General features: G+C 35.4%; 25 protein-coding genes. 5 read left to right on the top strand and 20 right to left on the bottom strand.

What is annotated here, in order from left to right; translation table 11 throughout:
* Positions 1-147 precede the first annotated feature (147 nt).
* The 8 genes from ACNQF8_RS05510 to trmB form a co-directional block, all read right to left on the bottom strand.
* A complete protein-coding gene (locus tag ACNQF8_RS05510; RefSeq protein WP_417951115.1) occupies positions 148-1,374 on the bottom strand; it encodes a DUF4178 domain-containing protein in 1,227 nt (408 codons plus the stop codon).
* A 2-nt stretch (positions 1,375-1,376) separates the two neighbouring features.
* Positions 1,377-1,739 carry an S-adenosylmethionine decarboxylase family protein gene (locus tag ACNQF8_RS05505; protein WP_417951114.1) on the bottom strand — a complete coding sequence of 121 codons (363 nt, stop codon included), beginning with the start codon at positions 1,737-1,739 and terminating at the stop codon, positions 1,377-1,379.
* 89 nt (positions 1,740-1,828) lie between these two features.
* Complete coding sequence (locus ACNQF8_RS05500; protein ID WP_035668621.1) at positions 1,829-2,146, bottom strand: 2Fe-2S iron-sulfur cluster-binding family protein; 318 nt, start codon at positions 2,144-2,146, stop codon at positions 1,829-1,831.
* 166 nt (positions 2,147-2,312) lie between these two features.
* A complete protein-coding gene (locus tag ACNQF8_RS05495; RefSeq protein WP_073205171.1) occupies positions 2,313-2,552 on the bottom strand; it encodes a NifU family protein in 240 nt (79 codons plus the stop codon).
* Between the two features lie 70 nt (positions 2,553-2,622).
* Positions 2,623-3,750 (bottom strand): Mrp/NBP35 family ATP-binding protein, encoded by a 1,128-nt coding sequence (locus ACNQF8_RS05490; protein WP_417951113.1) that lies wholly within the window; start codon positions 3,748-3,750, stop codon positions 2,623-2,625.
* 202 nt (positions 3,751-3,952) lie between these two features.
* On the bottom strand, positions 3,953-4,282 hold the full coding sequence (locus tag ACNQF8_RS05485) for an MGMT family protein (RefSeq protein ID WP_417951112.1): 330 nt from the start codon (positions 4,280-4,282) through the stop codon (positions 3,953-3,955).
* A gap of 46 nt (positions 4,283-4,328) precedes the next feature.
* The gene (locus tag ACNQF8_RS05480) at positions 4,329-4,964 is read right to left on the bottom strand and encodes a LysE family transporter (RefSeq protein ID WP_315210919.1); all 636 of its coding nucleotides are present in this window, start codon (positions 4,962-4,964) and stop codon (positions 4,329-4,331) included.
* A gap of 30 nt (positions 4,965-4,994) precedes the next feature.
* Positions 4,995-5,672 carry a tRNA (guanosine(46)-N7)-methyltransferase TrmB gene (trmB, locus tag ACNQF8_RS05475; protein ID WP_417951294.1) on the bottom strand — a complete coding sequence of 226 codons (678 nt, stop codon included), beginning with the start codon at positions 5,670-5,672 and terminating at the stop codon, positions 4,995-4,997.
* Between the two features lie 179 nt (positions 5,673-5,851).
* Between trmB and ACNQF8_RS05470 the strand changes: the two genes are divergently transcribed.
* Together ACNQF8_RS05470 and ACNQF8_RS05465 are read left to right on the top strand one after the other, a co-directional pair.
* Positions 5,852-7,456 (top strand): L,D-transpeptidase family protein, encoded by a 1,605-nt coding sequence (locus tag ACNQF8_RS05470; RefSeq protein WP_282728187.1) that lies wholly within the window; start codon positions 5,852-5,854, stop codon positions 7,454-7,456.
* Positions 7,457-7,720: 264 nt separating this feature from the next.
* Positions 7,721-9,766: a M13 family metallopeptidase gene (locus ACNQF8_RS05465; protein WP_417953021.1), complete on the top strand. Its 2,046-nt coding sequence runs from the start codon at positions 7,721-7,723 to the stop codon at positions 9,764-9,766.
* 106 nt (positions 9,767-9,872) lie between these two features.
* Here the strand turns inward: ACNQF8_RS05465 and ACNQF8_RS05460 are convergent, their stop codons facing one another.
* Both ACNQF8_RS05460 and ACNQF8_RS05455 read right to left on the bottom strand, forming a co-directional pair.
* A complete protein-coding gene (locus ACNQF8_RS05460) occupies positions 9,873-10,367 on the bottom strand; it encodes a nuclear transport factor 2 family protein (protein WP_417953020.1) in 495 nt (164 codons plus the stop codon).
* 13 nt (positions 10,368-10,380) lie between these two features.
* A complete protein-coding gene (locus ACNQF8_RS05455; protein WP_417953019.1) occupies positions 10,381-12,837 on the bottom strand; it encodes an AsmA family protein in 2,457 nt (818 codons plus the stop codon).
* A gap of 507 nt (positions 12,838-13,344) precedes the next feature.
* On the opposite strand from ACNQF8_RS05455, the gene ACNQF8_RS05450 reads away from it, so the two are divergent.
* Positions 13,345-14,922 (top strand): L,D-transpeptidase family protein, encoded by a 1,578-nt coding sequence (locus ACNQF8_RS05450; protein ID WP_417953018.1) that lies wholly within the window; start codon positions 13,345-13,347, stop codon positions 14,920-14,922.
* Between the two features lie 362 nt (positions 14,923-15,284).
* Here ACNQF8_RS05450 and ACNQF8_RS05445 read toward each other — a convergent pair whose 3' ends face one another.
* The 3 genes from ACNQF8_RS05445 to ACNQF8_RS05435 form a co-directional block, all read right to left on the bottom strand.
* Positions 15,285-15,599: an HPF/RaiA family ribosome-associated protein gene (locus ACNQF8_RS05445; RefSeq protein ID WP_099713737.1), complete on the bottom strand. Its 315-nt coding sequence runs from the start codon at positions 15,597-15,599 to the stop codon at positions 15,285-15,287.
* A 121-nt stretch (positions 15,600-15,720) separates the two neighbouring features.
* Positions 15,721-15,990 carry a hypothetical protein gene (locus tag ACNQF8_RS05440; protein WP_417953017.1) on the bottom strand — a complete coding sequence of 90 codons (270 nt, stop codon included), beginning with the start codon at positions 15,988-15,990 and terminating at the stop codon, positions 15,721-15,723.
* Between the two features lie 20 nt (positions 15,991-16,010).
* The gene (locus ACNQF8_RS05435) at positions 16,011-16,256 is read right to left on the bottom strand and encodes a hypothetical protein (protein ID WP_417953016.1); all 246 of its coding nucleotides are present in this window, start codon (positions 16,254-16,256) and stop codon (positions 16,011-16,013) included.
* A gap of 81 nt (positions 16,257-16,337) precedes the next feature.
* Between ACNQF8_RS05435 and ACNQF8_RS05430 the strand changes: the two genes are divergently transcribed.
* Positions 16,338-16,544 (top strand): helix-turn-helix domain-containing protein, encoded by a 207-nt coding sequence (locus ACNQF8_RS05430; RefSeq protein ID WP_282717628.1) that lies wholly within the window; start codon positions 16,338-16,340, stop codon positions 16,542-16,544.
* Positions 16,537-18,516: a DUF2075 domain-containing protein gene (locus ACNQF8_RS05425; protein ID WP_417953015.1), complete on the top strand. Its 1,980-nt coding sequence runs from the start codon at positions 16,537-16,539 to the stop codon at positions 18,514-18,516. Before ACNQF8_RS05430 ends, ACNQF8_RS05425 begins: the two co-directional genes overlap by 8 nt.
* Before the next feature lie 218 nt (positions 18,517-18,734).
* Here the strand turns inward: ACNQF8_RS05425 and ACNQF8_RS05420 are convergent, their stop codons facing one another.
* From ACNQF8_RS05420 to mscL, 7 genes are all read right to left on the bottom strand, one after another.
* Complete coding sequence (locus tag ACNQF8_RS05420) at positions 18,735-20,834, bottom strand: prolyl oligopeptidase family serine peptidase (RefSeq protein WP_417953097.1); 2,100 nt, start codon at positions 20,832-20,834, stop codon at positions 18,735-18,737.
* Between the two features lie 353 nt (positions 20,835-21,187).
* Entirely contained in the window at positions 21,188-21,664 is a 477-nt protein-coding gene (locus tag ACNQF8_RS05415) for a PDDEXK nuclease domain-containing protein (RefSeq protein ID WP_417953014.1), read from the bottom strand.
* Complete coding sequence (locus ACNQF8_RS05410) at positions 21,655-22,203, bottom strand: DUF1016 N-terminal domain-containing protein (protein WP_417953013.1); 549 nt, start codon at positions 22,201-22,203, stop codon at positions 21,655-21,657. The genes ACNQF8_RS05415 and ACNQF8_RS05410 overlap by 10 nt, the downstream gene beginning before the upstream one ends.
* A gap of 148 nt (positions 22,204-22,351) precedes the next feature.
* On the bottom strand, positions 22,352-24,571 hold the full coding sequence (locus tag ACNQF8_RS05405; protein WP_417953012.1) for a TonB-dependent receptor: 2,220 nt from the start codon (positions 24,569-24,571) through the stop codon (positions 22,352-22,354).
* A gap of 125 nt (positions 24,572-24,696) precedes the next feature.
* Positions 24,697-25,050, bottom strand: coding sequence for a hypothetical protein (locus ACNQF8_RS05400; protein WP_417951104.1), 354 nt, complete (start codon positions 25,048-25,050; stop codon positions 24,697-24,699).
* 99 nt (positions 25,051-25,149) lie between these two features.
* Complete coding sequence (locus ACNQF8_RS05395; protein WP_417953011.1) at positions 25,150-26,139, bottom strand: aspartate-semialdehyde dehydrogenase; 990 nt, start codon at positions 26,137-26,139, stop codon at positions 25,150-25,152.
* 219 nt (positions 26,140-26,358) lie between these two features.
* Entirely contained in the window at positions 26,359-26,775 is a 417-nt protein-coding gene (mscL, locus tag ACNQF8_RS05390) for a large conductance mechanosensitive channel protein MscL (protein ID WP_417951102.1), read from the bottom strand.
* Positions 26,776-26,787: the final 12 nt, after the last annotated feature.

Genomic DNA, 26,787 nt, shown 5'->3' with positions numbered 1-26,787 from the left:
TGACCGGAACTGTATTTTTCTGTTGTTTCACAATCGCATATTCTATTTCCAGAATATGTAAAAAATAAATATGCCGTATAGACAAACAGTCCAATTACAATTGAAAATACATTGTTTTTCAAAAATTTTAATGCTTCATCCATAGTTTTAATTATAAGGGGAATTATCTGAATCTTCCCATCTTTTTTGTTCAAAATTAACATTGAGATAATATAGAGCAATTAGTAGGACTGCCATAAAAATAATGGTTAACCAACGGTTTCTCCCTGAAGGCTGATCCCAAACTGCTTTTATTGTAAGAGAATTATTTTGTAAATCCTCGGGTGCTTTTTGTGGTGTAATCACCAAATGGTATTTCCCGGCTGCAACGCCACAGATATTAAACTCCTCAGAAGGATTTCCCTCATTCCAGCTTTCACCATCCGTATATCCGTGATAATACTCGATATCTTTACTTGCATAAACTGCATCATTTGTTTTTTCATTTAATAATGCAACCTGCACATTTGCCCAAGAATTATCCACTCCTGAGTTAACCGCAATTGTCATAGGTGCTGAACCGCCTTCTAATACAAATGAGGGACTCACAATATCTTTATTATTAAAAGCATCAAAAGTCAGATCTTTATAAAACACTTGTTTTTCTAATTTGTCTTTATAAATAAACCAGTGAGATAACAGAATCAAAATAGAAACTACACAAAAAACAATAGCAGTATTCCTTATATTTAGAAAAAAGGGTTGCACTAATCCTGTTCCTAGTTTTGGTGGTAGCGTGAAAAATGGAAAGCCCTTTCGGATTTCCTTTGTAGTGATATGTTCTCCAAAATAAGTTGTCTCTGTATCTCCATCTTTTTCAATAGAAATCATATTAGGTGCACTTATATATTCTGTTGAATGTATCTTTTTCTTTGGTAGTGCAAAATCAAAGAAACCCTGAGCAGAAACAATTTCAACATCGGTGTAATCATAAAGATTCATCACAATTCCTTCGTAAGTTAGAAATTTAGGATGATTATAAACTTCAAATTTATCTTCAATTTCTTTTAAAAAAATCCAATGTCCATCTGATTCAGAGAGATAAATAAATTGGTTCGATTTATCATTCAAGATATACTCATTCCAATAATAAGCTCCGTACACTTTCTTCGTAAGGATTCCTGTTACGGTATATTCAATCCCCTTAAGAATCCCTTTTTGACCAATTTGTAAACCAACGTGAGCAATTTTGTGGTTGAATGATCTTTCGCGACGTAAATCTTTGTTTGCGTCTGAGATATAGACACTCTGGCAATTAGGGCAAACAAAATTTTTCACCTCAAAACCAATTTCTATAGTAGTAACCGTATTGCATTGATAACAAGAAACATCCATATCTATCTGTTTATCTCAAAATCTTTAATTATGACAGCATTAAAATAGTCTATATACTCTTGCGTCACTGCTTTTACCTTTGCTGAATTATCTTGTAAATAATTACATAAGTAAACGTCTAAAGTAAGCTGATTGAATTCTGGCCAAGTGTGAATACAAATATGTGATTCTTTTAAGCAAACTGCAATAGTAAAACTGTCATTATCAAAATTATGCACTATTATACCTACTTGCTCTAATTCGTATTTATCTAAAATTTGATTAGTAACAGCAATATACCCTTTGCTATCAGTGAGTTTGTTAATGGTATCGACCTGAAGTGTAACTAGTTTATGTAAACCAGGGGAGTAAGAATTTGAATTCATTTAAAAACGTCAATTGATTTACTTAATACTAGAATACGAATATATGGTATTTATATTACAAAAAAAAATCCCTATTAAGGGACTTTTTATTAATTTTCAGGAGCCAATTCCAGTTCTAATCCTTCGAGACTTTCGGTGATTGGAATTTGACATCCCAAACGACTGTTTGATTTTACGTAAAATGCTTCTGAAAGCATCGCTTCTTCATCATCGCCCATTTCCGGCAAAGCTACATCATTAAGAACATAACATTGACAAGAAGCACACATGGCCATTCCGCCACAAGTTCCTTCTACAGGAAGCTCATAGGCTTTGCATAATTCCATGATATTCATGGCCATATCTGTAGGAGCCTGTAATTCGTGCACTACTCCTTCTCTATCTTTAATTTTTATTAATACATCCATAAATCAGTTATGAGTTATAAGTTATGAGTTGTGGGTATGCAAATTTGCGTGAGGGATAGCAGCAAGCTACCGAAGTAGCGCGGATAGCCCGACGCTTTTAAGAAAAAAGGCAGCTACCCAGTTTATCGAGTAGCCTTTTTTCTTAAAAGGGGCACGCCCAAAAAATTTATAGAATATTTACAACAGTTTCTATTTGTGGTGCAAACTTTTTGATGGTGGTTTCCACCCCGGCTCTCAGTGTCATTTGGTTTACACTGCAACTGGTACATGCTCCTTCGAGACGAACTTTTACGTGTTTGTCGTCCTCGATGGAAATCAGTGTGATATCACCGCCGTCAGAATTCAAAAAAGGTCTAATTTCTTCGAGCGCTTTTTGAACTTCTATTGTTAATTCTTCTGTTGTCATTTTCTTTATTTAAAGATTGAAAGATTAGAAAATTGAAAGATTATAAATCATTTTCAAAAGATTCTAATTTCTATTTTTTTACTGCTGAACAACCAGCCATAGTTGTTATTTTTACAGCCTCAGTCGCAGGTAAATTTTCGTTTCTGCTTACAACTTCCTGTACTACATTTCTAGTGATTTCTTCGAAAACAGTTTCGATAATTGAACCTGTTTGCATCGCTGCTGGACGACCATAATCTCCTGCTTCACGAATAGATTGTACGATTGGCACTTCGCCAAGGAACGGAACTTCTAAATCTTCTGCAAGATTTCTTGCTCCTTCTTTTCCGAAGATGTAATATTTATTTTCTGGTAATTCTTCTGGTGTGAAGTACGCCATGTTTTCAATAATTCCCAATACAGGAACATTTATAGCTTCAGACATGAACATTGAAACTCCTTTTTTAGCATCGGCCAAAGCTACTGCTTGAGGCGTACTAACAATCACAACACCTGTAATAGGCAATGATTGTACGATTGAAAGGTGAATATCTCCTGTTCCCGGAGGCAAATCGACTAACATGAAATCCAATTCTCCCCAGTCAGCATCAAAAATCATTTGGTTCAACGCTTTAGAAGCCATTGGTCCTCTCCAAATTACCGCTTGACTTGGCGCTGTAAAAAATCCTATTGAAAGAATTTTTACTTCGTAGCTTTCAACAGGTTTCATTTTTGATTTCCCATCAACGGTTACAGAGATTGGTTTTTCATTTTCTACATCAAACATGATTGGCATAGATGGCCCATAAATATCAGCATCAAGGATTCCAACTGAGAAACCCATTTTAGCTAGTGATACCGCTAAGTTTGCAGTCACAGTAGATTTCCCTACTCCTCCTTTTCCAGAGGCAACGCCAATAATATTTTTGATTCCCGGTATTGACTTTCCTTTGATTTCCGGTTTGTCCGGAACCTCAACTTTACTATTGATTTTGATTTTAGCATCCGGAGATACTAATTCAAGAATTGTTTTTTTGATATCGTCTTCGGCACGTTTTTTTATGTGCATTGCCGGTGTATGCAATACTAAATCAACTACAACCTCATCGCCAAAAGTAACTACATTTGCTATTGCACCACTCTCCACCATGTTTTTTCCTTCTCCAGCTATAGTTATCGTTTCTAAAGCTTTAAGAATCTCTTTTCTATCTAATTTCATTTTTAGTTAACTGTTTTCTATTAGTGTTTTACCACCAGAATATTATCTTTATTTAAACTGATTTCAGATTACAAAGATACTGTGAAAAGTTCTTATTATAAAGAATTTGTATCGCATTTATTGATGAAGAAATTGAGGGCGATTATTATATAAAATATCGCTTTTTGACCGTAACAAACCTTATGAATTGAACTTTTACAGATTACTCAATCCTAACTTCCGGTTGCCAAAAATGTTTTTCGAAATCTACAATTTGGTTGTCAATGACAGTCAAACCTTCGTTTTCCAATAATTGCTGCATGAGATTTGTTCCGTCAAAATGAAGTTTTCCTGTTAGCAATCCTTTTCGATTCACCACACGATGCGCTGGAACATCTTCAAGATTATGCGACGCATTCATTGCCCAACCCACCATTCGAGCAGAACGAGCAGTTCCTAAAGCTTTTGCAATACCGCCATAAGAAGTCACTTTTCCGTAAGGAATTTGTCTGGCGATGGCGTACACACGTTCAAAAAAGTTGTCGTTTGACATATTTTATAAAATCAGGTAAAACGGTATTTTTTATGCTGCTTAAAAACTACCTCAAATAATATCGAATAATATTAATCAAAGTAATTAGAGCAATCAATCCTGTTATACTTCCTATGATGGTATTCATGTTTTTCATCATATAATCCGTTTTGCCTTCTATTTTCTGAAAGAAAGTGATGTATAAATAAAAAACTAAAAAAGATCCCAATACCACACCGGTAACAAAAACAAAAACATGGGAAATATCAAACACAAACAAATTATAAGAAGCCAAAGTGACGCTTACAAAAACATAATATGGAATGGGAAAAAAATTAAGTGCAGAAAGCAACATCCCAAGAAAAAAACGAGTAGATGTGCTCTTTTTTTTGATTTTACCTTTCTTCGCTTTTGGCTTTTTGGCAATCAGCAAGAAGTAAATGGTCAGTACTGAAAATATAACAAATCCCACTTCTCGCAGCAATACAATAACATCTGGTCTGCCTTCAATGTACCTTGCAAATAATATTGCTAATGTAGCTTGAAAAAAAATCACAATTACCGCTCCTAAAACAAACCAATACGCGCTTATCTTTCCTTCTTTTAGATTCACTTTAGCGGCTGTCATATTGATTAATCCCGGAGGCGTAATCCCTACAAAGGCTGTAATTAAACCCAAAAACAAAGAAACAATTAAATTCATAGGCAAGATACGAGGATCAAAAAAGGAAAATTATTCTTTAATTTTAAATCGAATATACGTAATTGCTTTGTTTATTTCCAAATATTGTTTTTCATAAAAAGTTTGAAATGCGGTTACTTCTTCCGGACTTCCCTCATTTACATACACATTATGATTGGCATATAAAACTTCATGTCCTTCACCGTGTAACAACCCAAGAGTGTATCCGTGCATGAACTCGCTGTCGGTTTTTAAGTTTACGACACCGTCTTTTTTAAGGATTTTTTTATACAATTGCAAAAACTCTGAATTTGTCATTCTGTGTTTCGTACGTTTGTATTTAATTTGCGGATCTGGAAAAGTAATCCAGATTTCGTCTACTTCATTTTCAGCAAAAATGTGGTTGATTAATTCGATTTGGGTTCTGATAAAAGCGACATTGTGCAACCCAGTATCAACAGCCGTTTTAGCTCCACGCCAGAAACGCGCTCCTTTGATATCGATTCCTACAAAGTTTTTATTTGGATATCTTTCGGCAAGACCTACTGAATATTCTCCTTTACCACAGCCTAATTCCAGCACTAATGGATTTTCGTTTTTGAAGAATTCCGAATTCCATTTGCCTTTAAGCGGAAACAAATCTCCTACTACTACTTCTCTCGTTGGTTGAAAAACGTTATCGAATGTTTCGTTTTCCTTGAACCTTTTTAATTTATTTTTGCTTCCCACTTTTTCAGAATATTTCGGCAAAATTAAGGAAATATATAAGACCGAACGACCAACAGACGAAAAAATGAAAAAACGTTTTGAAAATTAGTCCAATTACAACCCTTTCAACTCTTAACGGCACTGTTAATTCACTTTTAACCTATAAAATATTTCTTTACCTTTATACAAATAATCATGCCATGAGACACTTTGTTTTATCCATTGCAATTATATTATTTGGTTTTTTACCCTCTTCAGCTTACCGTAATAAAAACAAAACGGCTAATGAAACCACTTTTGCTCTAACACTATCAAAGTATAAAATTGACAAATCCACAATTCCAATTGACAGCACTTTAGTTCCCGTATTTTTCAAGAAATATCCCAATTTAAAAAAATACCAATCCGATGTAAAAGCGCTGTACAGAAAACGAAATTACCACTCCATTTGGTTTGATAAAAAAGGACTCATTGAGTTTGCCAATTTATTATATTCCAAAGTAAATCAACTGGAAGAAGAAGGTTTAAAATCGCGAATAGCTTACAAAGAAAAAATTGACGGTGTTTTTAATGACACTAATTCGGATGATCTATATCAAACCGAAACAGAACTGATGTTGTCATCCATGTATGTTTTTTATGCTAAAAAAGTATACAAAGGAATTGACACTGAAAAAATAGAAGAAATGGGATGGTTTTTACCTCGAAAAAATCTATCCTATGAAAATCTTTTAGACTCTTTATTAGTTGATCCTGGGCTATTAAGTAAAAACGAAAAACAACTGTTTGGGCAATATTACAAACTGCGAGATGTTTTAAAAAGATACCGCCAAATAGAGCAAAATGGTGAATGGAATACCATAACAATAGATTCTGTGGAAAAAATATTCAAACCAAAAGACAGTTCTAAAACCATTGGACAAATAAGACAGCGACTTGCCGTTACGGGAGATTTAAAACAAGACTCTAAAAGTAATGTGTACGATGCCGAATTAATGGAAGGCATATTGAATTATAAAAAGAGAAATGGATACAAAACAGATTATCTCATTGCAGCCAAGCACATTCAACGCATGAATATCCCGATAGAGAAATATATTAAAACCATCATAGCAAATATGGAACGCTGCCGATGGATTAACCCAAAGCTCACAATAGCAGACGAACACATCATTATAAACATTCCTTCCTATAAACTCTTTTATAAAAAAGATGGTGTAAATATATTAGAGTCAAAAGTCCTTGTGGGGAAAAACATGACCGAAACAGTTGTTCTCAGTAGCAATATAACTAAAATAGTGTTTAGTCCTTATTGGAATATTCCCAAAAGCATCATTAAAAATGAATTAAACGATGCCATTGCACGGGACGAAAATTATCTGGAAAAACACAACATTGAATGGAACAATGGCAATGCCAGACAAAAACCCGGTCCCAGAAACTCCTTGGGACTCGTTAAGTTTGTCTTTCCAAACTCTGATGATATTTATTTACACGATACGCCGTCTAAAGATTTATTTCAATACGAATACCGGGCGTATAGCCATGGCTGCATTAATATTGAAAAAGCGAAAGATCTGGCGCTTTTGATTTTAAAAGACGATCCGGATTGGCCTATAACACGCATCAATGAGGCCATGAAAGGCGAAAAGGAAACGGCTTACATCCTGAAAAAGAAAATCCCAATTCACATTGGTTATTTTACCGCCTGGGTAAATGATTTAGGAGAAATTAATTTTTACAACGACATTTATATAAGGGACGAGCGTTTAGCCGAACTGCTTTTCTCCGATGATTCTAAATAAATTTATTGTTTGGACCGCATCGTTTTATCATTCTATTTTACTCCTATTCAAATGCACATCATAATTCACTTTTACTTTCTATAAAGTGCCAATGTTGTAGTGCTTTAACATTTATCTATTTCGTCTAAAAAACCATTCAAATGAGGAAAACCAATGGCTGAAGTCTCTTAGTTAAAAACTAATTTTGTTTTAAGTATTTAATAATCAATTTATTATAAAAATGTGGCTTTTTTTTAATTACATTTATATTCTAAAATCCAACTTATGAAACCAAAACCATACCCAATTAAAACACAGCTCGTGTTGGTATCTTCCATTTTGTTGTTAGGTGCTTTTAACACTTCTGAAAAATCAGACCTGCTCCTTTCCGGGATTAACAAGGAAAACATGGACACATCTGCTAAACCAGGTGATAATTTTGATACCTATGTCAACGGAACCTGGAAAAAAAATACTAAAATACCAGATGACAAAGCCTCTTACGGTGCTGGCTATATGGTTTATGAAAAATCACAAGAAGACGTAAAAGCCATTATCGAAGCTTCTTCCAAAGGTGATTTTGCAGCCGGTTCTGATGAACAAAAAATTGGGGACTTTTATGAAGCCTACATGGACACTAAAACAAGGGATCAAAAAGGAATTGCGCCCTTACTTCCGGAATACAAAAAAATTGATGCAATAAACAACTACACTGATCTGTCTGCTTATTTTGGATACGCCAATAAATCCGGAAGCAACATTCCTTTTTCCGTTTCGGTAATGGAAGATTTAAAAGATCCAACCCAATACATGCTTATTTCTTGGCAAGGTGGTTTAGGATTACCGGATAGAGAATATTACTCCCTTGAAGATGCCAAATCTAAAGAAATTCAAAAAAAATATGTAATCCATATCGAGAAGATGTTGCAACTTGGTGGAATAGCCAATGCACCTGATTTATCTAAAAAAATCATGGCATTAGAAACTGTTTTGGCTGCCCAACACATGAAAAAAGAACAAACCCGTGACATCGTAAAACTGTACAACAAATATGCTATTAAAGATTTGAACCAACTCATGCCTGATTTTAATTGGGCCAGCATGTTACAGAACGCCGGAATCCTGAACCAACAAAACATCGTCGTTGCACAAGTTGATTACATCAAATCACTCAACACAATCATAAAAACAACACCTTTAACCACTTGGAAAGCCTACCTGAAATGGAATGCCATTCATGGATCGGCAACATCATTGAACACCGCTTTAGACAATGAAAATTTTGACTTCTATGGCAAAACCCTTAACGGAATACAAGTAAAACAACCGTTATGGAGAAGAGGTGTTGATAGAGTAAACAATAGCCTTGGTGAAATCGTTGGAAAGGTTTATGTAAAAAAACACTTCTCTCCTGAAGCCAAAGAACAAGTAACACTTTTAGTTAAAAACCTTCTTAAAGCTTACGGGGAAAGCATAAAAAATCTGGATTGGATGAGTCCGGAAACCAAAAAACAAGCCTTAGACAAACTCTCAAAATTCACTCCAAAAATTGGTTATCCTGACAAATGGAGAGATTATTCTACCTTGAAAGTCGTAAAAGGCGATTTATATGGAAACCAACAAAAAGCTACCACTTTTGAATACAACAGACAAATTAACAAATTAGGAAAACCTGTTGACAGAACCGAATGGGGAATGACTCCACAAACCGTAAACGCATATTACAATCCGCCACTTAATGAAATCGTATTTCCTGCAGCCATATTACAACCCCCTTTCTTTGATGTAAAAGTAGAAGACGCGGCAAACTATGGCGGAATTGGAGCTGTAATTGGTCATGAAATAGGTCATGGTTTTGATGACCAAGGAAGCACCTTTGATGGTGACGGAGTATTGCGCAATTGGTGGACAGCTGAAGATTTAACCGCTTTTAAACAAAAAACAGGCGCATTAGTTGCGCAGTACAACACATTCAAAGTATTTCCTGACCTCAATGTGAATGGGGAATTTACCCAAGGGGAAAACATAGGGGATTTAGGCGGATTATCCATTGCCCTAAAAGCTTACAAAATGAGTCTGGAAGGAAAAGAATCGCCCGTTTTAGAAGGTTTCACCGGTGAACAACGCGTGTTATTAAGCTGGGGACAATGTTGGTTAAATAAAACTCGTGACGAAGCTTTGCGAAATCAAATCGCTACTGATCCACATTCGCCGGCAAAATTCAGAGTTAATGGTGTAGTGCGCAATATTCCTGAGTTTTATACCGCTTTCAACATACAACCTACCGATTCCTTGTATCTGGCTCCAGAGAAAAGAGTAAAAATCTGGTAATCATATGATGTATTCATAATAAAAAACCTCTGCTAAAAAGTAGAGGTTTTTTTATGCAAAAAAACTAACCTTACTGGTTCTGTTAAATAAACTTATTGTTTCGATTTCAATGTTTTATCATTGCATCTTCCTGAGAAGCCTTAACTTTTATAACTTCATCCGAATTTTCATTTGGAATCGTCATTGACAAAACGTAGTGTTTTATTTTCCACTCCTTACCTATTTTTACCAAAACACCCGAGCCACGGCAAATCTTCATTTGGGTATTCAACAATTCATCAAACCAAGCAGTTTTACCCGTTTCATCAAAATAAATATGGCGTTCCAAAGCAGTAAAACTCCAAGCTTTCCCTTTATCGAAATGCGGTTTTGCATAGGCTTGAAAATCCTTTTTATTCCAATTCTCGGTCGCATCGGTACCAATGAAAATAGCATCATCAGCCATCAAACTGAAATAGGCATCATAATTAGCTTCTGCGGCGGCTTTATGCCAGGCATCAAGTACGGAATTGATGTTTGCTTTTGAAACTATTTGATTCTCTATCATGCTTTTGCATCCGGATAAAGTAAGAACGATAAGAACAGCCAGTATTTTTTTCATGTGATATAGGTATTTATTCGTGGTTTTTATTCCATCTGATTTTTATTTTCCCATCTACGTCAACAGCCAGTAAATGCAATACAATTCCTTTATTGCGCTTTTCAGCTCTTTCTATTTTATCGGTGATGAACTCATCCTTTTTTGGATTTCTCAGCGGAATTGTCATAGCCAAATTTGTTCCTCTGTTAAACGAATATATGCCATTTACATCTAAATTTAAAACGTTAGAACTCACTTTCAAATCATTCACATACACTAAATCGCCATTTATTTTAAAGTTTCCGGACAAATCCCTGAACAAGATATTGTCGACATCTCTAAAAAGAAAAGCGAACTTACCAATATTTTTAATAGGTTCAAAATCGACCAACGCCCCTTGATTCACATCAAATTTAGCAGCCCCGGAAAGTGAATTTGTTTTTAATTGTCCTCCGGAAAGCAGTGTTCCATTAACCGATGCCGAAGCAGTCAGAAACCCTTTTATATTTTTAGGTTTAAAAGACTGAATCCCAAAATTGTTCAACGAAGTTAGAAAACGGGCAATATCCACCCGATTGATTTTTGCATTGGATTCCAGAAGGAAGTTCTCGCCATTTGGAGCTAATTTTCCGTCAAAATAAATCGTCCCGCCAGAACTCTGTACCCAACCATTTTTTACGATTAATTGGTTATTGACCAATAAAACCGTGGCTTTAGCATTAGTCGCCTCTAATTTACTATACACCATTTTATCTGCTTTTAAATGCAAAACCACTTGGCATTTATCAATTACGGAATACAGTTCCTCTGAAAAATCATCTTTTTTATACTGCTTTTTTGGGGATTTCTGCCCTGAACGAGTAATGACACCCACAAACTGTTTGACATCCAGAAAAGGAGCGTAAATATCCCAATTCACAATCATTTTTTCTGGGTTTTCGTAATACAAAGTCAGGAAATTATCAATTTTTCCCTCCATAAAAACCGCGTTGCGACGGTCTTTAAAATTAATTTTTTTTATCAAAAGCGCTTCCTCCGTAAAGTCAAGCTGAATGTCTGTTTTTACGAAAGTCAAATTCCGCGGACCATAATTTACCGTTGCATTTTTAACGGCTACATTTCCCGTGAACAACGGTTTTTGTATTTTTAAATCCAAAATATCAAATTTAAATTCCAGATTCACTTTGGCTTGACCATCAGAAAAATGGATAAAATCTTTAGTAACTATCTCGTTCAATCGGGACACATTAAAATCTGATTTAAAACTTCCTGCCGCCGTTGTTTTCTCAAAATTGGAAATAATTCCGATTGGAATTGTAAAAGGAATCGTTTTATATTTCCCCGAAAGATTCGTTAAAGTAATGGTAGAATTAACATCATTACAGCCAGCGCCTTTTTCATATTGATTGGTAAAACTGGCTTCAAAACTACAGTCGGAAATGATTCCGTCCGGTATCTTCAGTTCATTATTTTTTATTTTTGTAGTCACCACAATTTCCGGATCGCCCGTGGCATTCATATCGCCAATAATCGTACAGCCCACACGTATTGGCTTTTTCAAGTCAAATTGATTGATTCGGTCGCTGATATTCGCACTCAATAATGCCGAAGCATCCTTCCATAAAATAGTTGTGGCAATGGCAATATCAAAAGGCGACTTGTTTTTGTCCAAACTAAAATGCGCGTTAATGTCAAACCGTTCTTTCCCTATTTCGAGATTCTCGGTTGCCACACTAATCTGGTTTTTCTGGTTCGAAAAGTCAACTATCAAAACTCCTTCCACGATTTTATCCTTAATAAAACTCCCTCTTTGGGTATTGAAAGCCATGTTTTTGGCAAACGTTTTCAGATACAGTTTCGTATGCCAATTGTCATCATTGAAATCTATTTTACTTCTTAAGGCGAGAACATCAAAATCAAATAACTTATTTCCCAGTTGATTTTCGGAGATAAAATGCACTTGGTCTAAAACAATTTCATTGACGGAGGAAGTGGTCGAGCTTTTTGGTTTCGCACCTTTTGGCTGAGGCCTAAAAATAGCGGTATTTACGATTCCGTTCTTTCCTTTAAACAAATACAAAGTAGCTTTCTGAATTTCGATTTTGTCGATGTTAATCTCATTTGAAAGCAAGTCCAAAAGATCGATGCGAATCTCAATTTGTTCCGCTTTGAGTAACGTACGCTTGTGAACGGCCCACAAACTGTCTTTCAATTCTACTTGGCTTAACACCAAAGTCATATTGGGAAAACCCTTTAAAAACTTATATCTGATATCGCCAATATCGATTGTACCCGTAATATTTTCGTTGATTTTAGCATTAATCTGGGTTATAATTTCCGCTTTATTATTGTTAAAATAAAGTGCTAAAAACGCAGAAGATATTAGAAAAAGTGCAACTACTCCCAGAAAGAAAAAACCAACTCTTTTGATTATTTTCCTGAAACCCGCTGTTTTAAAATATGTTTTTGCGCCCTGCCAAAATTGATTCATGCGTATTCCTTTACTGTTTAAGATACAAGGTAGCATAAAAACTGGTTCTCCTGCTGATTTGAAACTACAAATTACAATTCTAGTTCTCGTGTGTCAGTTCGAGCGGAGCACCATTTATAATGAAAAATCTGGAAATCATCTGAAATACTTACAAGCTGTAATATCCTCAAAAAACAATGACTTTCCTCAAAAGTAATACCCTACTCTACTGAAATACAAGACAAAAACAGCAAAATAGTTACATCAAGTAGTACTATTTTTTTCATAATTTTTGGATTTTTAAAAGTTTATTGGACAAAAACATTTCATTTAGAAAACAAAAATAAAATCATAACTAATTTATTTATAGATACTTACGAAATATTTTACCTTCACTTATGCCGTTAAATTAAGGATGCGATTTCAACCTTGAAAAACACAGACCGTTCAGCACTGGTAGTAGCATACGTGATTTGACGTATTTTTGTAATGCCTTAAATGAATTCTTTACGAATTAAAAGTTACCCTATGAAAAAGTTATTTTCCCCCATACTAATTGTTGCTTTTGCAATACTATCCACCATCATTTCCTGTAAAAAGAAAGATGTAAATGAACCTAAAAAGGAAACGAGTTTAAACACCGTTGAAATTGCTTTTGACAGTACCCAAATCAAAACTTTCTTTGGGAAATATCCAAAACTGAAAAGCTACCAAGGAGATGTAGAAAAATTATATCGCAAGCATCAATTTCATTACATCTGGTTTGACAAAGACGGACTCAATGAGTTTGCAGGTTTGCTATACAATAAAGTGAATAATTTGAGCAAGGAAGGTATAGAAACCGTGATTCCATACAAAGAAAAACTAGACGATATCTATGATAATCCGGACGACAATCAAAAAGCAACTATTGACACTGAATTATTGAGTTCTGCGCTATACTTCTTTTATGCGGATAAAGTGTACGATGGCATCGATGCTGAAAAATCGAAAGAGTTAGGTTGGTTTTTACCTCGAAAAAGACAATCGTATGTCAATTATTTAGATTCGTTGTTGATCGACCCTTCGTTAATTCACAAAGAAGAAAAAGGCGTTTTGAAACAGTATTACCTGCTTAGAGATGTATTGCAGGAATACCGCAAAATAGAAAAGAAAGGCGGCTGGAAAACGATTGCGCTAGATCCAAATGTAAAATCGTATAAACCTGGCGACAGTGCCACTGCCATTGCGCAAATCAGAACGCGTTTGTTTATCACCAATGACATTTCCCGAGATTCAAAAAGTGCCGTGTATGATGAAGAATTAGCTAACGGAATTTTGAAATTCAAAAAGAGAAGTGGCAATTTGCTGAACAAAACGATTCTGCCGGAACACATCAATTATATGAATGTTTCTGTAGCGGATCGTATCAAAACTGTAATGGTCAATATGGAACGTTGCCGATGGATTTCGAATGACATCACCAAATCCAAGGAATTAATCGTGGTGAATATTCCAGCTTATGAACTGACTTTTTTCAGAGATGGAAAACCAGAATTACGCTCTAAAGTTGTTGTGGGAAAAGCGATGCACAAAACCGTTATTTTTAGTGCGCCAATGAAGTATATCGTATTCAGACCGTATTGGAATGTGCCAACCAGTATTTTAAAGAAAGAGATTCTCCCTGCTATTGAAAAGAATCCAAATTACTTGGCCGAACACGACATGGAATGGAAAGACAGCAATGTAAGACAAAGACCCGGACCTGAAAACTCATTGGGATTAGTGAAGTTTTTATTCCCAAATTCGAATGCGATTTATTTACATGATACACCTTCCAAAAGTTTATTTGGCAAGGAAGATCGTGCTTTTAGCCACGGTTGCATTCGTGTAGCCAAGCCAAAAGAACTTGCTGCCATGATTATGAAAGACGATAAAAAATGGAATCCTGAAAAGATAGAAACCGCGATGAACAGCGGAGAGGAATATTGGTACACGCTCAAAAACAAAATTCCGGTATACATTGGTTATTTTACCGCTTGGGTAGATGCAGACGGCGTGGTACATTTCTATGAAGATGTCTATAAAAGAGACGAAGCATTAGCAACCTTATTGTTTGATAAGTAACCCTTCCAAAATTCAAATCGTTCGTATTGTTAAGAACAAAATCGGAGATGAATTACATGGATTTGAACTGATTTTTTTGACTATTTGTTACTAATAACCAATCGGAAACTTTGCTGGTTATAAAAACAAAGGGATATTCTCTTGAACCATTAAGAAATTAAGGTTCATTAAGTATAAAACTTAATTGTCTTAATTTCTTAATGGTTTAAATAAACATAACAAAAATTCCTGTCCTGCTAAGCGGCCATCCCTATTGAAGTTTGAAAGAGATACAACTACAAAAGTTAGCATCTCAACCCAAAAAAAAATGACACTATCCTATAAAGACAGTGTCATTTTTTTGTTTGCCAAAAGGCAACTATTTAATACGCTTTCTGTTTTTCGAAAGCCGTGTCCAACACTTTTTTTATTTTGTCTAAGGCACCGTGAAAGGCTTTCTCTGTAGTATCGGCATGATTTGTAACCGCTACAGGTTGCATATTTACTGGTCGGGCTTCGATAAGACATCGTTTGTCATTGATTCCGAATTTATCACTGTTTTCGTCTGCAAGATGCACTTCTAAACGGGTTACTTTATCTTCAAAACGCGCCAAAGCTGTTCCTAATTCCTCCGCTATATACGCTTTCAAACGTGCGTGTCCTTCTACATTGTTGTCTGTGTTGATTTGTACTGTCATGTTTTTATTTATTTAATGTTCTATTCTCAAATTTACCGATTGCAGTATAAAAAACCGAACCAATTAATAAAACATTGGGAAAATAAATAGCAGAAAAATCGAATTTAAGGAAGGGAATGGATTAGCCATTTTCTAAATAATTATATATGAAGTCGTTCTCGGTTTCAAACTCTGAATCAAATTTCATTACAAATCGAGAAGTTAATTTATCAACCCAATTTTCAATTGCTTGTTTTGAATTTAGATTGTCCAAAAACTGTAGTTGGGAATTTTCTTCAGAAAAATTATCATCAAAGAACATTGTAATGTCTGCTTTGAAAGTGTCAGCATAATTCTCTTCTGTTTGATTGAGAAGTTGCTCTAAATATTCGATTTTTTCAAGTCGTGTCATTGTTTAAAAAGAATTGGATTTTAAAGATACTTAATTTCAAAATAATTTTTTAGTGCTTTTGAAAATATATCTTTATCTAGTTCTAACAATTGTTTTTTAATATCCCAATCTTGAACAATTACCTCATCCTCGTTACAAATTTCTTGACCCTCTAGTTTTCCAAGAAGAATATTACTCAACAAAATATCATCACAGGAATAATAATTAGGGTAATAATTTTCAATAAATGTCCAATAATAAAAGTCATGTCTTTCTGGGGCTTCCATAATAATTGATTTATTTCAAAGGTATAAAAACCGGACTGTACTCCGTTGCAATATAGACCACATTTTGTAATATTTGTTAACATGAATATTAAGCAAAAACTCGGTTTAAAAATAAAAGAGCTAAGAAAAGCAAAAGGTCTTTCACAAGAAAAGCTTGCAAATCTTGCTGAAATTGACAGAACCTACTTACCAACTATTGAAAAAGGAGAAAGAAATGTTTCAATTGAAGTCGTTGAAAAATTAGCAAAAGCTCTTGATGTAAAAATTAAAGACTTGTTTGATGAATAGAGCCTACTATTCCAATTTCATTAATGAATTTATTGATGAAAATTCCCAAACTATTTATGGTAAGATTTCTGGACAATATGATTTGAATAAATTGAATATTCTACAATCTAATGCATGGAAAAGTCAAATAGAAATTCTAAAAGAAACCATCTCCGTTTTTACTGGAAAAATATATTTTGAGTTTACTATTCCTAGAATGGGAAAGCGAGTTGATAATATATTAATCATTGACAACTGCATTTTTGTTTTAGAGTTTAAAATTGGGTCAAATGCCTATGACAAATATGCAACCAATCAAGCTTTTGATTATGGTTTAGATTTGAATAATTTTCACGAAGGAAGTCATAACAAAATAATAATTCCAATTTTGGTCGCGGATAAAGCACCTTCTTTAGAAAATATTTACTGTCCTAGTTTTGATAATTTACATGAAACAATTTATGCGAATTCTAGTAATTTGTCAGAGGTAATTAATGCTGCATTATTACATTTTGAAGAAACAGAAACAATTGACATTGAATATTGGGAAAATTCTATTTACAAACCCACTCCGACTATAATTGAAGCAGCAACGGCATTATATAAAAAACATAATGTCAATGAAATTTCAAGAAGTGATTCAGGAAAAGAGAATCTATCTAAAACATCAGATTGTATTTCTCACATCATTGACTTTTCAAAAGACAACAATAGAAAATCAATATGTTTTATTACTGGAGTTCCTGGCGCTGGAAAAACTTTAGCAGGATTAAATATCGCAAATCTTCGTTCCAACTACAAAGAAGATGAGCATGCTGTATTTCTATCCGGAAATGGACCTTTAGTTGATGTACTAAGAGAAGCATTAGCCAGAGACAAAGTAATTACAGCAAAAGAAAACGGCGAAAGCTTAACAAAAGATATAGCAAAATCGCAAGTAAAATCATTTATCCAAAATATTCATCATTTTAGAGACGCTTCAATTAAAGATGAAAAACCACCAATAGAAAGAGTTACAATTTTTGACGAAGCACAAAGAGCTTGGACGAAAGAAAAAGCATCAAGTTTTATGAAAAAAAATAAAGGAAATCATGATTTTAATAAATCAGAGCCCGAATTTCTTATTGAAGTAATGGACAGACATCAAGATTGGTGTACTGTAGTTTGCTTAATTGGAGGCGGACAAGAAATTAATACCGGTGAAGCTGGATTAGAAGAATGGATTAGACCTTTTTCAGATAAGTTCAATGATTGGAATATTTATTATTCTTCAAAAATTGTTGAAGACCAAAATTATATAAAAAATAAAAATGTTTTAAAGCTTTTGGAAGAAAGAAAGGCCATAAAAAAAGATGAATTGCATTTATCAGTTTCATATAGATCCTTTAGAAGTGAGCAATTATCAAATTTTATTCAAGAGATAATTAATAATGATATTGAAAAATCTAAAAGTATTTATCTTGATTTTATCAAAAAAGATTATCCAATTAAAATAACAAGAGATTTAGACAAAGCCAGAAACTGGTTAAGAAAATCTGCGAAAGGTTCGGAAAGAAATGGTGTTGTAGCATCATCAGGCGGAATTCGCTTGAGACCTTTTGGATTAAATGTGAAAGCTAAAATTGATGCCCCAATTTGGTTTTTGAATGATAAAGATGATATTCGTTCTTCTTACTTTTTAGAAGAAGTTGCAACAGAATTTGACATTCAAGGCTTAGAATTAGATTGGACTTGTATCGCTTGGGATGGTGATTTATTCTACGATAATAATCACTGGAACTATAGAAAATTCAAAGGCACAAAGTGGCAAAATATAAATAGTAATGACATTACTAACTATTTAATTAATTCCTACAGAGTTTTACTTACAAGAGCAAGACAAGGAATGGTAATCTATATTCCATTCGGTAATAATGAAGATATTACAAGACCAACTTTCATGTATGATGGTACTTTTGATTTTTTTAAATCATTAGGGATCGAAGAAATTTAGCGAGAGCTCTATTCTACAAAAAAAACGCTACTCTTTCGAATAGCGTTTTTTTGAATTTCTTATCAATTTATGCTGTGATTATCACGTTTCTCGTAATGAAAATCGTGTGAGGAATCGAATGCCCTAGCCCTGATAGCAGTGAAAATCCTTTATTTCCGACTTTTCGGCGGATATAAAGATTGTAACGGATAGCAGGAATAAGCTCCTAAAAATAAATCTTATTTAGGTGATTTTTGCAATTCGGTTACGCCCATATTGAATAAGGTAAAGGCTTGAATATCGACATTTTCCTGAATGGTTGCCGCCACGGATTTTCCGGCGCCGTGTCCTGCATTGATGTCAATACGGATTAGGGTTGGGTTTGTTCCGGTTTGTTTTTCCTGTAATTCGGCAGCAAACTTGAAACTGTGCGCCGGCACTACTCTATCATCGTGATCGCCTGTAGTGACCATGGTTGCCGGATATTGAATCCCTTTTTGTATGTTGTGTACAGGAGAATACCCTTTGATGTAGCTGAACATTTCCTTGCTGTCCTGCGCCGTTCCGTAATCATACGCCCAACCTGCTCCTGCGGTAAAGGTATGGTAGCGCAACATGTCCATCACACCCACAGCCGGTAAAGCGACTTTCATCAACTCCGGACGTTGCGTCATGGTAGCGCCTACAAGCAATCCTCCGTTTGACCCACCTCGAATGGCTAGGTATTGTGAAGAGGTATATTTCTCAGCAATCAGGTATTCTGCCGCAGCGATGAAATCATCAAACACGTTTTGTTTTTGCATTTTGGTTCCCGCATCGTGCCATTTTTTCCCGTATTCGCCACCACCACGTAAATTAGGAACAGCATAAACGCCTCCGTTTTCCATCCAAACGGCATTGGCAATGCTGAAACTTGGTGTCAAACTCACGTTGAATCCTCCGTAACCATAAAGCATCGTTGGATTTGTCCCGTCGAGTTTCAATCCTTTTTTGTGGGTGATAATCATCGGGATTTTGGTTCCGTCTTTAGAAGTATAAAACACTTGTTTGGACTCGTATTTCTCGCTGTCAAAATCTACTTTTGGTTTTTGATACACCGCCGAAGTTCCGGCTTGTGGTTCGAATGAAAAAGTAGAACCCGGAGTAATGTAATTTGTGAAGGAATAATACAATGTTTTCTCTTTTTTCTTTCCGCCAAAACCACCGGCAGTTCCTACGCCAGGTAATTTAATTTCACGAACCAGTTTCCCAGAATAATCATATTGTTTCACCACCGAAACAGCATCTTTCATATAATTAGCAAAGAAATAACCGCCACCTGTTGATGGAGACAACACATTCTCCGTTTCTGGAATGAAATCTTTCCAGTTTTCCGGTTTTGGGTTGTTCACATCCACAGTTACGATGCGTTTGTTGGGCGCATTCAAGTCGGTTTCTATGAATAATTTTCCGCCTTCGTTTTCGATGATGTTGTTGTCGCTTTTGAAATTATCCACAATAGTCACAATAGGACTGTTGGGTTTTGTCAAATCTTTGATGTACAACTCGTTTCCGTAGGTAGAATTAGAAGCTGTGATAACCAAATAACGGTCATCCTCAGTCACACCACCGCCTACATAACGGCGTTTTTGGTCGGCACCAAAAATCACTTTATCGTCTTTTTGTGCGGTTCCTAATTTGTGGAAATACAGTTTATGTTGGTCGGTTTTTGCCGATAATTCGCTTCCTTTTGGTTTGTCATAACTGGAATAGTAGAAACCTTCGTTTGCTTTCCAAGAAACTCCGCTGAATTTCACATCAACAATAGTGTCTTCAATAATTTTTTGGGTAATGGCATCCATAATGATGACTTTTCTCCAGTCGCTTCCACCTTCTGAAATGGCATACGCTACTTTAGAACCGTCTTTGGAGAAATCCAATCCACCAAGCGAAGTGGTTCCGTCTTTAGAAAAAGTGTTTGGGTCTAAGAAAACGGTTTCGGTTCCTTTGGCGTCTTTTCTGTACAACACCGATTGGTTTTGCAAACCGTTATTTTTGTAGTAATACGTAAAATTCCCTTCTTTGAAAGGCGCTCCTATTTTCTCGTAATTCCACAGTTTTTCCATTCTTGCTTTTAACGCATCACGAAACGGAATTTGAGCCAAATATCCATAAGTCACTTCGTTTTGTGCTTTTACCCAAGCTCCTGTTTCAGCAGATTTGTCGTCTTCAAGCCAGCGGTACGGATCCGGAAGTTTAGTATCGAAATACACATCAACAGTTTCCCCTTTGGTGGTTGTGGGATAAGTTACCGGTTTTTGGTTTTGGCCAAAAGTCGCCATTGCAGAAGATACAGCCATTATTAAAAAAGTTTTTTTCATTAGTTAATTTTTTAGGTTGTTACAAAAATAAGGAAATAGTTAGTGTTCTAAAGTTGACCAAGTCTTAAATAAAACCAAAAAAGCTAGTCTTCCGAATAGGATTTGGTTTAAATGAGTTTGCAACTATTTTTTCCGTCATGAATTGCTCAAATTTTTTACGAATTATTATTTAGATTAAAAGTTTAGCGTATTTCAGAACCAGTGCAATTGCGTCCGCACTGCGGACGTAATTCAAATTAGGCCACAGATGACACGGATTGAACGGATTTACACTGATATTACAGCGAGATAATTCTATATATTCAGGTCATTATCTGTGTCTAAACGGTGCGTTATTCACTTTCTTTTCCTTGCTCAAAATTCTGCAATTCAACATTCACAGCTTCCAATAACTGTTGTTCCGTGGGCAGATATAATTCATATTGACTGGCTACAATATTTTTCTCGTTTTCCGGCAACGTAAATTTCACGACACCGTCATTCTTATTAGCACAAAGCAAAATACCAATAGTAGGATTTTCACGAGGCAGTTTTTCAACTCGATCATAATAATTGACATACATCTGTAGTTGACCTATATCCTGATGCGTAAGTTTATCTGTTTTGATTTCGATAATGACGAAGCATTGTAATATTCTATTATAAAAAACTAAGTCTGTAAAAAATTCATCGCCATCAATGTGTATTCTTTTTTGTCTGGCGACAAATGAAAAACCATTTCCTAATTCCAATAAAAAATCTTGCAAATGAGTAATTATGGCGCTTTCTAAATCCCTTTCGTAGTAAGCCGCTTCCCGTTTTAGCCCCAAAATTCCAGATACATCGGGTCTTTTATAATCTCTTTAGCATCTGAAGGTAGTTTTTCATTTTTGGCAACGGCGAGTACGCTTTCTTTATCATTGCTGATTAAAAGGCGTTCCCAAAGACTGCTATAAATTTGACGCTCTAATTGTCTGGTATTCCAATTGTTTTTTACCGTTTCGGCTATGTAAAAGTCAATCTTATCTTGACTATCAAGACGAATAATTAGTTTGTAATGCGTCCAACTCAATTGCGAACGCAATGCGTTCGCAATTGGAAAAGAGCGATAAAATTGTCTAAATAATTCTATTTGGCGTTTTGAAAAACCGCTTCCAAACTCGGGTTCTAACTGTTGTGAAATGTATTTTGTTAAATATTCTCCATAGTCTGCACGGTCCTTTCCGTCTTGTTCTTCCACGAAGATACGTTGCCCAATATGCCAATACATCAAGGTTCTTTCATTATCTACCGCTCTAATCGCTTTGTCTTTCGAAGCTGTTATAATGGCTTTAATATCAGGAATTACAGATTGGTTTTGTAGCATCATTATTTCGGGTTATAAAAATTCATTCGATTCTATATACAATAATACGAAAAAAGCACTGAAATTGTAATCAATGCTTTTTGTACTTAAAACCAAAAAAAACGCTACTCTTTCGAATAGCGTTTTTTGTTTTTTTGCTCATCCAAATAAATTACAAATTAAAATTCACACCAAAAACGATGTTTCTTCCAATGTTTGGAATGCCATCCGTTTTTAGACGGGAAAGATGCGCAATGTATCTTTTATCAAATAAATTATTCCCGTTGATGTTCACATCAAAAGCAGTTTTACCCAGTTTTACTGTGCCGCCAAAACCTAGATTTACCAAGTTATAACCACTCGATTCTGTCTCAAATCCACTTACATTTTTTTGGTTGAACGTACTGGAAACATTCAAAGTTGCAAAACCATCTTCCAACCAGTTTTTGATTTTGAATTCGGTTCTAATGGTGTTGTTCCAATTGTTAGCAGGGATTAACGGCAAGTAATCTCTCCCGACACTTCGGGATTGCTTTTCGCCGGTAACCGTTTCAAAACTCGTTTCAAAATGCAACCAATCCAATGGATGTGGGTGAAAATGCAATCCAATTTCGCCTCCGTATAATTTGGCGTTATCCTGAACATAATCAAACACGGCATTTTCGTCAATCACTTCTCCTGTTGGCGAAGTGTAGATATAATTGTTGATGTGATTGTAAAAACCGTTTACAAAAAACTCAAAATGATCCGTTTTGTATTCTAAATTTAAATCCGTTTGTACATTTTGCTCCGTTTCTAAATCGCTGTTTCCTACTTCATAGCGATTCGTTCCTTCATGCACTCCATTAGAAGTTAATTCGGCAAGATTTGGCGCTCTAAATCCCGAAGCTACGTTCAAACGCAACGTTAGATCATCGGCCAGATTGGTTTTGTAACCCAACGACGCATTAAAACTATCGTATGATTTATCGATTGCTTCAAAAGAACCTTCTTCACCTGCAATTCCTTGCGCATCCGTAGTAATATTTCTATTGTCGAAACGCAATCCAGCTTGCAAAACATTGGAATTCCACTCATAATTTGCCGTTCCAAAAACACCAAAATCATTCGTAACAGCATCCGGAATTAAATATTCTTCTCCTGAATTTGTATTGGTTTGGTGCATTCCCTGAACACCCACAATAGTTTCTATTTTTCCCATTTTTGGTAAATGGTATTTTGCATTGTAATTAAAAGTCTTCAGTTTCATGTGTAAAATGGCCACATCGCTGTCTTCAAACTCACTTCTATCATTGGCAACATAACCTAAATCAAGATCCAATTTTGATTTTTCGAAAAAGAAAACATTGTTTAAACTCAATAAATGATTAAAAACGCCTTGTTTTGGAAATCCAGTTTTCTTGCTCGTAGTTTGATCTGCTATGCCATCTTCCGGAATTCCTAAATCCAATTCATTGTAATTGTAACGCAATACACTTGAGAATTTAGCATTGCTGTAGCCAATTCCTGTTTTGAAATCGGTTTCATTGTAACGGGTATTTGTCACTCGGTCTCCACCAGAAATCTTGTAATCAGAATGGGTGTTATAACTCCCACGAGCCATGAATTTCCAGTTATCGGTGGATGTTTTCAAACCCAAAGAAGAATTGCTTCCGGCGGTATTCGAGAAATATTTTTGACTGAAGTTTGCTTTAAAAGTATTCGCATCGGCAAATTTTTCCGGGTTAAAATACAAAACACCACCCAAAGCATCGGAGCCGTACAACAAAGAAGCCGGTCCTTTGATTACCTCAACACTCTCTATTCCTGAATCGTTCAATCCCAAACCGTGTTCGTCACCAAACTGTTGATTTTCTATTCGAACGCCTTGAGAATATACCAAAACACGATTGCCGCTCAAACCACGAATTACCGGTTTCCCGATAGAAGTTCCGGTAGAAACCTGAGAAACTCCGGGAATAGTTGCCAACCCTTCAATTAAAGTGGCGGTTCCTTTTCGCTGCAAATTTTTGATACTTTCGTGCTCCACTTTCATCACGTTTTGCGATTGAATTTTATTAAAAGCGGTAGAGACGATTACCTCGTCCATTTCAAAAATTGCCTCTTCGAGAATAACATCAAGTGTGTTTTCTTTTTGAAGACTGGTTATGGTTTTATTTTGGGTTGCAAATCCTACGAACGTAAAGCTGATTTTTAAGTTTCTATTGGGCAGATTTGAAAACGTATATTTTCCGTTTTCATCTGTTGTGGTTCCTTTATGCAGTTCTGATGCATAGACTGAAACGCCTTTTATGGGTTGGTTTTTTAAATCAGTTACGGTTCCCGAAAGGGTGTTTTGCGCTTGAAGCATCGCCGAAAACCCCAAGAATAGGGCTATGATAAATTTTTTCATTGAAAATGATTGTAGTATTCCTGCTGTCAGCTTTCTCCAAAGGAGAGGGAGCCGAGACTGGAATTATTTAGTAAATAAAACGTGTGAAACGTGCCGAAATGAATTCAACAGAAACTGAAATAAATTCAGCTTAAACTATTTACTGGAGGACCTCGAAGGGAATACAAACTGCCGGAAAACGAAATAACCGTTTCCGCTGTAGTAAAGAAATAAGGAGTTTCTACAAAACTGGAGTACAATTGATAGGAGAAATCTTTTGGAGTAATATAACTGCCAAAAGCGAATTCACAAACATAACAATGGTCTAATTTGTGGTGTTGGTGCGTTATCTCCGTACCAGTAACATTGTATTTATGGTGGCACTGCTTTTGGGAAAGTTGTTTTTCCAAATGCTCATAGGTATGAAATGACTGGAACAGCATTGAGAACAATACTGTAACAATCAGAGAAAGACTTACTATGAGTTTATTCTTTTTCATTCGAGCCAAAGGTAACAAAAACAGCAAAAAAGAAAACCATTTGTCTCACAAAATATATTTTTGTGAAACAAATGGTTTCATTTTAAAGTAAAAATTGATTTACACCAATTTGGCTACAATCAAATATTCTGCTATTTGTATTGTATTTGTCGCTGCTCCTTTTCTCAAGTTGTCCGCAACGATCCACATATTCAATGTGTTTTCCTGGCTTTCGTCACGACGAATTCTACCTACAAAAACATCATCTTTTCCTTGTGCATACATTGGCATTGGGTACGTGTAAGTATCATTGTTGTCCTGAACCACTACGCCATCGGTATGATGCAAAATATTTCGGACTTCATTTACGTCAAAATCATTTGAGAATTCTACGTTTACCGCTTCACTGTGTCCGCCTACAATTGGCACACGAACCGCAGTTGCTGTAACAGCAATCGTATTGTCACTTAAGATTTTTTTAGTTTCACGAACCAGTTTCATCTCTTCCTTAGTGTATCCGTTTTCTTCAAAAGAATCACATTGAGGAATCGCATTTCTGTGGATTGGGTACTTATACGCCATTTCACCTTGAACACCTGCGTATTCATTTTCTAATTGTTGCACTGCTTTTACACCTGTTCCAGTGATGGATTGGTAGGTAGAAACAATCACACGTTTGATGTTGTATTTTTTGTGCAAAGGAGCCAAAACCAATACCATTTGTATCGTAGAACAGTTAGGATTTGCAATGATTTTATCCGCTGCAGTCAATTCAGATGCATTGATTTCCGGAACGATTAATTTTTTGGTCGGATCCATTCTCCAAGCCGATGAATTATCGATAACTGTTGTTCCTGCTGCCGCAAATTTTGGAGCCCACTCCAGTGAAGTATCGCCACCTGCAGAGAACAAAGCAATATCTGCTTTCATGTCTACTGCCGTTTGCATGCCTACTACTTTATATTTTTTACCTTTGTACTCAATTTCTTTCCCAACTGATCGCTCAGAAGCTACCGGAATTAATTCTGTTACAGGGAAATTTCTTTCTGCTAAAACTTTCAACATTACTTCGCCAACCATTCCGGTAGCGCCTACAACTGCTATTCTCATCTTATATTTTTATTATTACTTCGTCCGTTCGCCTTCCAGGCTCGGGTGAATATTACATTTGAAGTACAAAAGTAAGTAATATTGAAATCAAAACAAGGGTGTTAACAAAAAATAACAAATTGTTATAAATACAACATATTGATATTTCTATTTTTAAACAAAAAGAAAAACCGCCTCTATTATGAAGCGGTTTAGTTAGAATATATAATGTAGTGGAAATTATTTTTTCAATAAATCTCTAATTTGAGTCAATAATTCTTCTTGTGTTGGTCCAGCTGGTGCAGCAACAACAACTTCTTCTTTCTTTTTCATTTTTTCTGCAGCTCTTAAAACTACAAAAACAAAAAATGCAATAATAACAAAATTGATAATTGCTTGAACTAAATTACCGTAAGTCATTACTGCAGCTCCTGCAGCTTTAGCAGCATCTAGATTAGCGTAGCTTTCTCCATTTAACGCAATAAATTTAGTAGTAAAATCTACACCACCTGTTAACAAACCAACTATTGGCATAATAATATCGTCAACGGCAGAACCGATTACTTTACCAAATGCACCACCAATTACAACTGCAGTTGCTAAACTTAAAACATCTCCTTTCATTAAAGAAGCCTTGAAATCACTGAAAAATCCCATAATTTTTTTTTA

It is taken from the genome of Flavobacterium labens, assembly GCF_048286755.1.
Lineage (GTDB): Bacteria > Bacteroidota > Bacteroidia > Flavobacteriales > Flavobacteriaceae > Flavobacterium.
The sequence above is the reverse complement of the archived record's forward strand: the minus strand, read 5'-3'. Positions and strand labels throughout refer to the sequence as shown.

Coding starts and splice junctions, on each gene's coding strand:
- ACNQF8_RS05510 (WP_417951115.1), bottom strand. CDS start 1,374: ATGGATGTTTCTTGTTATCAATGCAATACGGTTACTACTATAGAAATT.
- ACNQF8_RS05505 (WP_417951114.1), bottom strand. CDS start 1,739: ATGAATTCAAATTCTTACTCCCCTGGTTTACATAAACTAGTTACACTT.
- ACNQF8_RS05500 (WP_035668621.1), bottom strand. CDS start 2,146: ATGGATGTATTAATAAAAATTAAAGATAGAGAAGGAGTAGTGCACGAA.
- ACNQF8_RS05495 (WP_073205171.1), bottom strand. CDS start 2,552: ATGACAACAGAAGAATTAACAATAGAAGTTCAAAAAGCGCTCGAAGAA.
- ACNQF8_RS05490 (WP_417951113.1), bottom strand. CDS start 3,750: ATGAAATTAGATAGAAAAGAGATTCTTAAAGCTTTAGAAACGATAACT.
- ACNQF8_RS05485 (WP_417951112.1), bottom strand. CDS start 4,282: ATGTCAAACGACAACTTTTTTGAACGTGTGTACGCCATCGCCAGACAA.
- ACNQF8_RS05480 (WP_315210919.1), bottom strand. CDS start 4,964: ATGAATTTAATTGTTTCTTTGTTTTTGGGTTTAATTACAGCCTTTGTA.
- ACNQF8_RS05470 (WP_282728187.1), top strand. CDS start 5,852: ATGAGACACTTTGTTTTATCCATTGCAATTATATTATTTGGTTTTTTA.
- ACNQF8_RS05465 (WP_417953021.1), top strand. CDS start 7,721: ATGAAACCAAAACCATACCCAATTAAAACACAGCTCGTGTTGGTATCT.
- ACNQF8_RS05460 (WP_417953020.1), bottom strand. CDS start 10,367: ATGAAAAAAATACTGGCTGTTCTTATCGTTCTTACTTTATCCGGATGC.
- ACNQF8_RS05455 (WP_417953019.1), bottom strand. CDS start 12,837: ATGAATCAATTTTGGCAGGGCGCAAAAACATATTTTAAAACAGCGGGT.
- ACNQF8_RS05450 (WP_417953018.1), top strand. CDS start 13,345: ATGAAAAAGTTATTTTCCCCCATACTAATTGTTGCTTTTGCAATACTA.
- ACNQF8_RS05445 (WP_099713737.1), bottom strand. CDS start 15,599: ATGACAGTACAAATCAACACAGACAACAATGTAGAAGGACACGCACGT.
- ACNQF8_RS05440 (WP_417953017.1), bottom strand. CDS start 15,990: ATGACACGACTTGAAAAAATCGAATATTTAGAGCAACTTCTCAATCAA.
- ACNQF8_RS05435 (WP_417953016.1), bottom strand. CDS start 16,256: ATGGAAGCCCCAGAAAGACATGACTTTTATTATTGGACATTTATTGAA.
- ACNQF8_RS05430 (WP_282717628.1), top strand. CDS start 16,338: ATGAATATTAAGCAAAAACTCGGTTTAAAAATAAAAGAGCTAAGAAAA.
- ACNQF8_RS05425 (WP_417953015.1), top strand. CDS start 16,537: ATGAATAGAGCCTACTATTCCAATTTCATTAATGAATTTATTGATGAA.
- ACNQF8_RS05420 (WP_417953097.1), bottom strand. CDS start 20,834: ATGGCTGTATCTTCTGCAATGGCGACTTTTGGCCAAAACCAAAAACCG.
- ACNQF8_RS05410 (WP_417953013.1), bottom strand. CDS start 22,203: ATGATGCTACAAAACCAATCTGTAATTCCTGATATTAAAGCCATTATA.
- ACNQF8_RS05405 (WP_417953012.1), bottom strand. CDS start 24,571: ATGAAAAAATTTATCATAGCCCTATTCTTGGGGTTTTCGGCGATGCTT.
- ACNQF8_RS05400 (WP_417951104.1), bottom strand. CDS start 25,050: ATGAAAAAGAATAAACTCATAGTAAGTCTTTCTCTGATTGTTACAGTA.
- ACNQF8_RS05395 (WP_417953011.1), bottom strand. CDS start 26,139: ATGAGAATAGCAGTTGTAGGCGCTACCGGAATGGTTGGCGAAGTAATG.
- mscL (WP_417951102.1), bottom strand. CDS start 26,775: ATGGGATTTTTCAGTGATTTCAAGGCTTCTTTAATGAAAGGAGATGTT.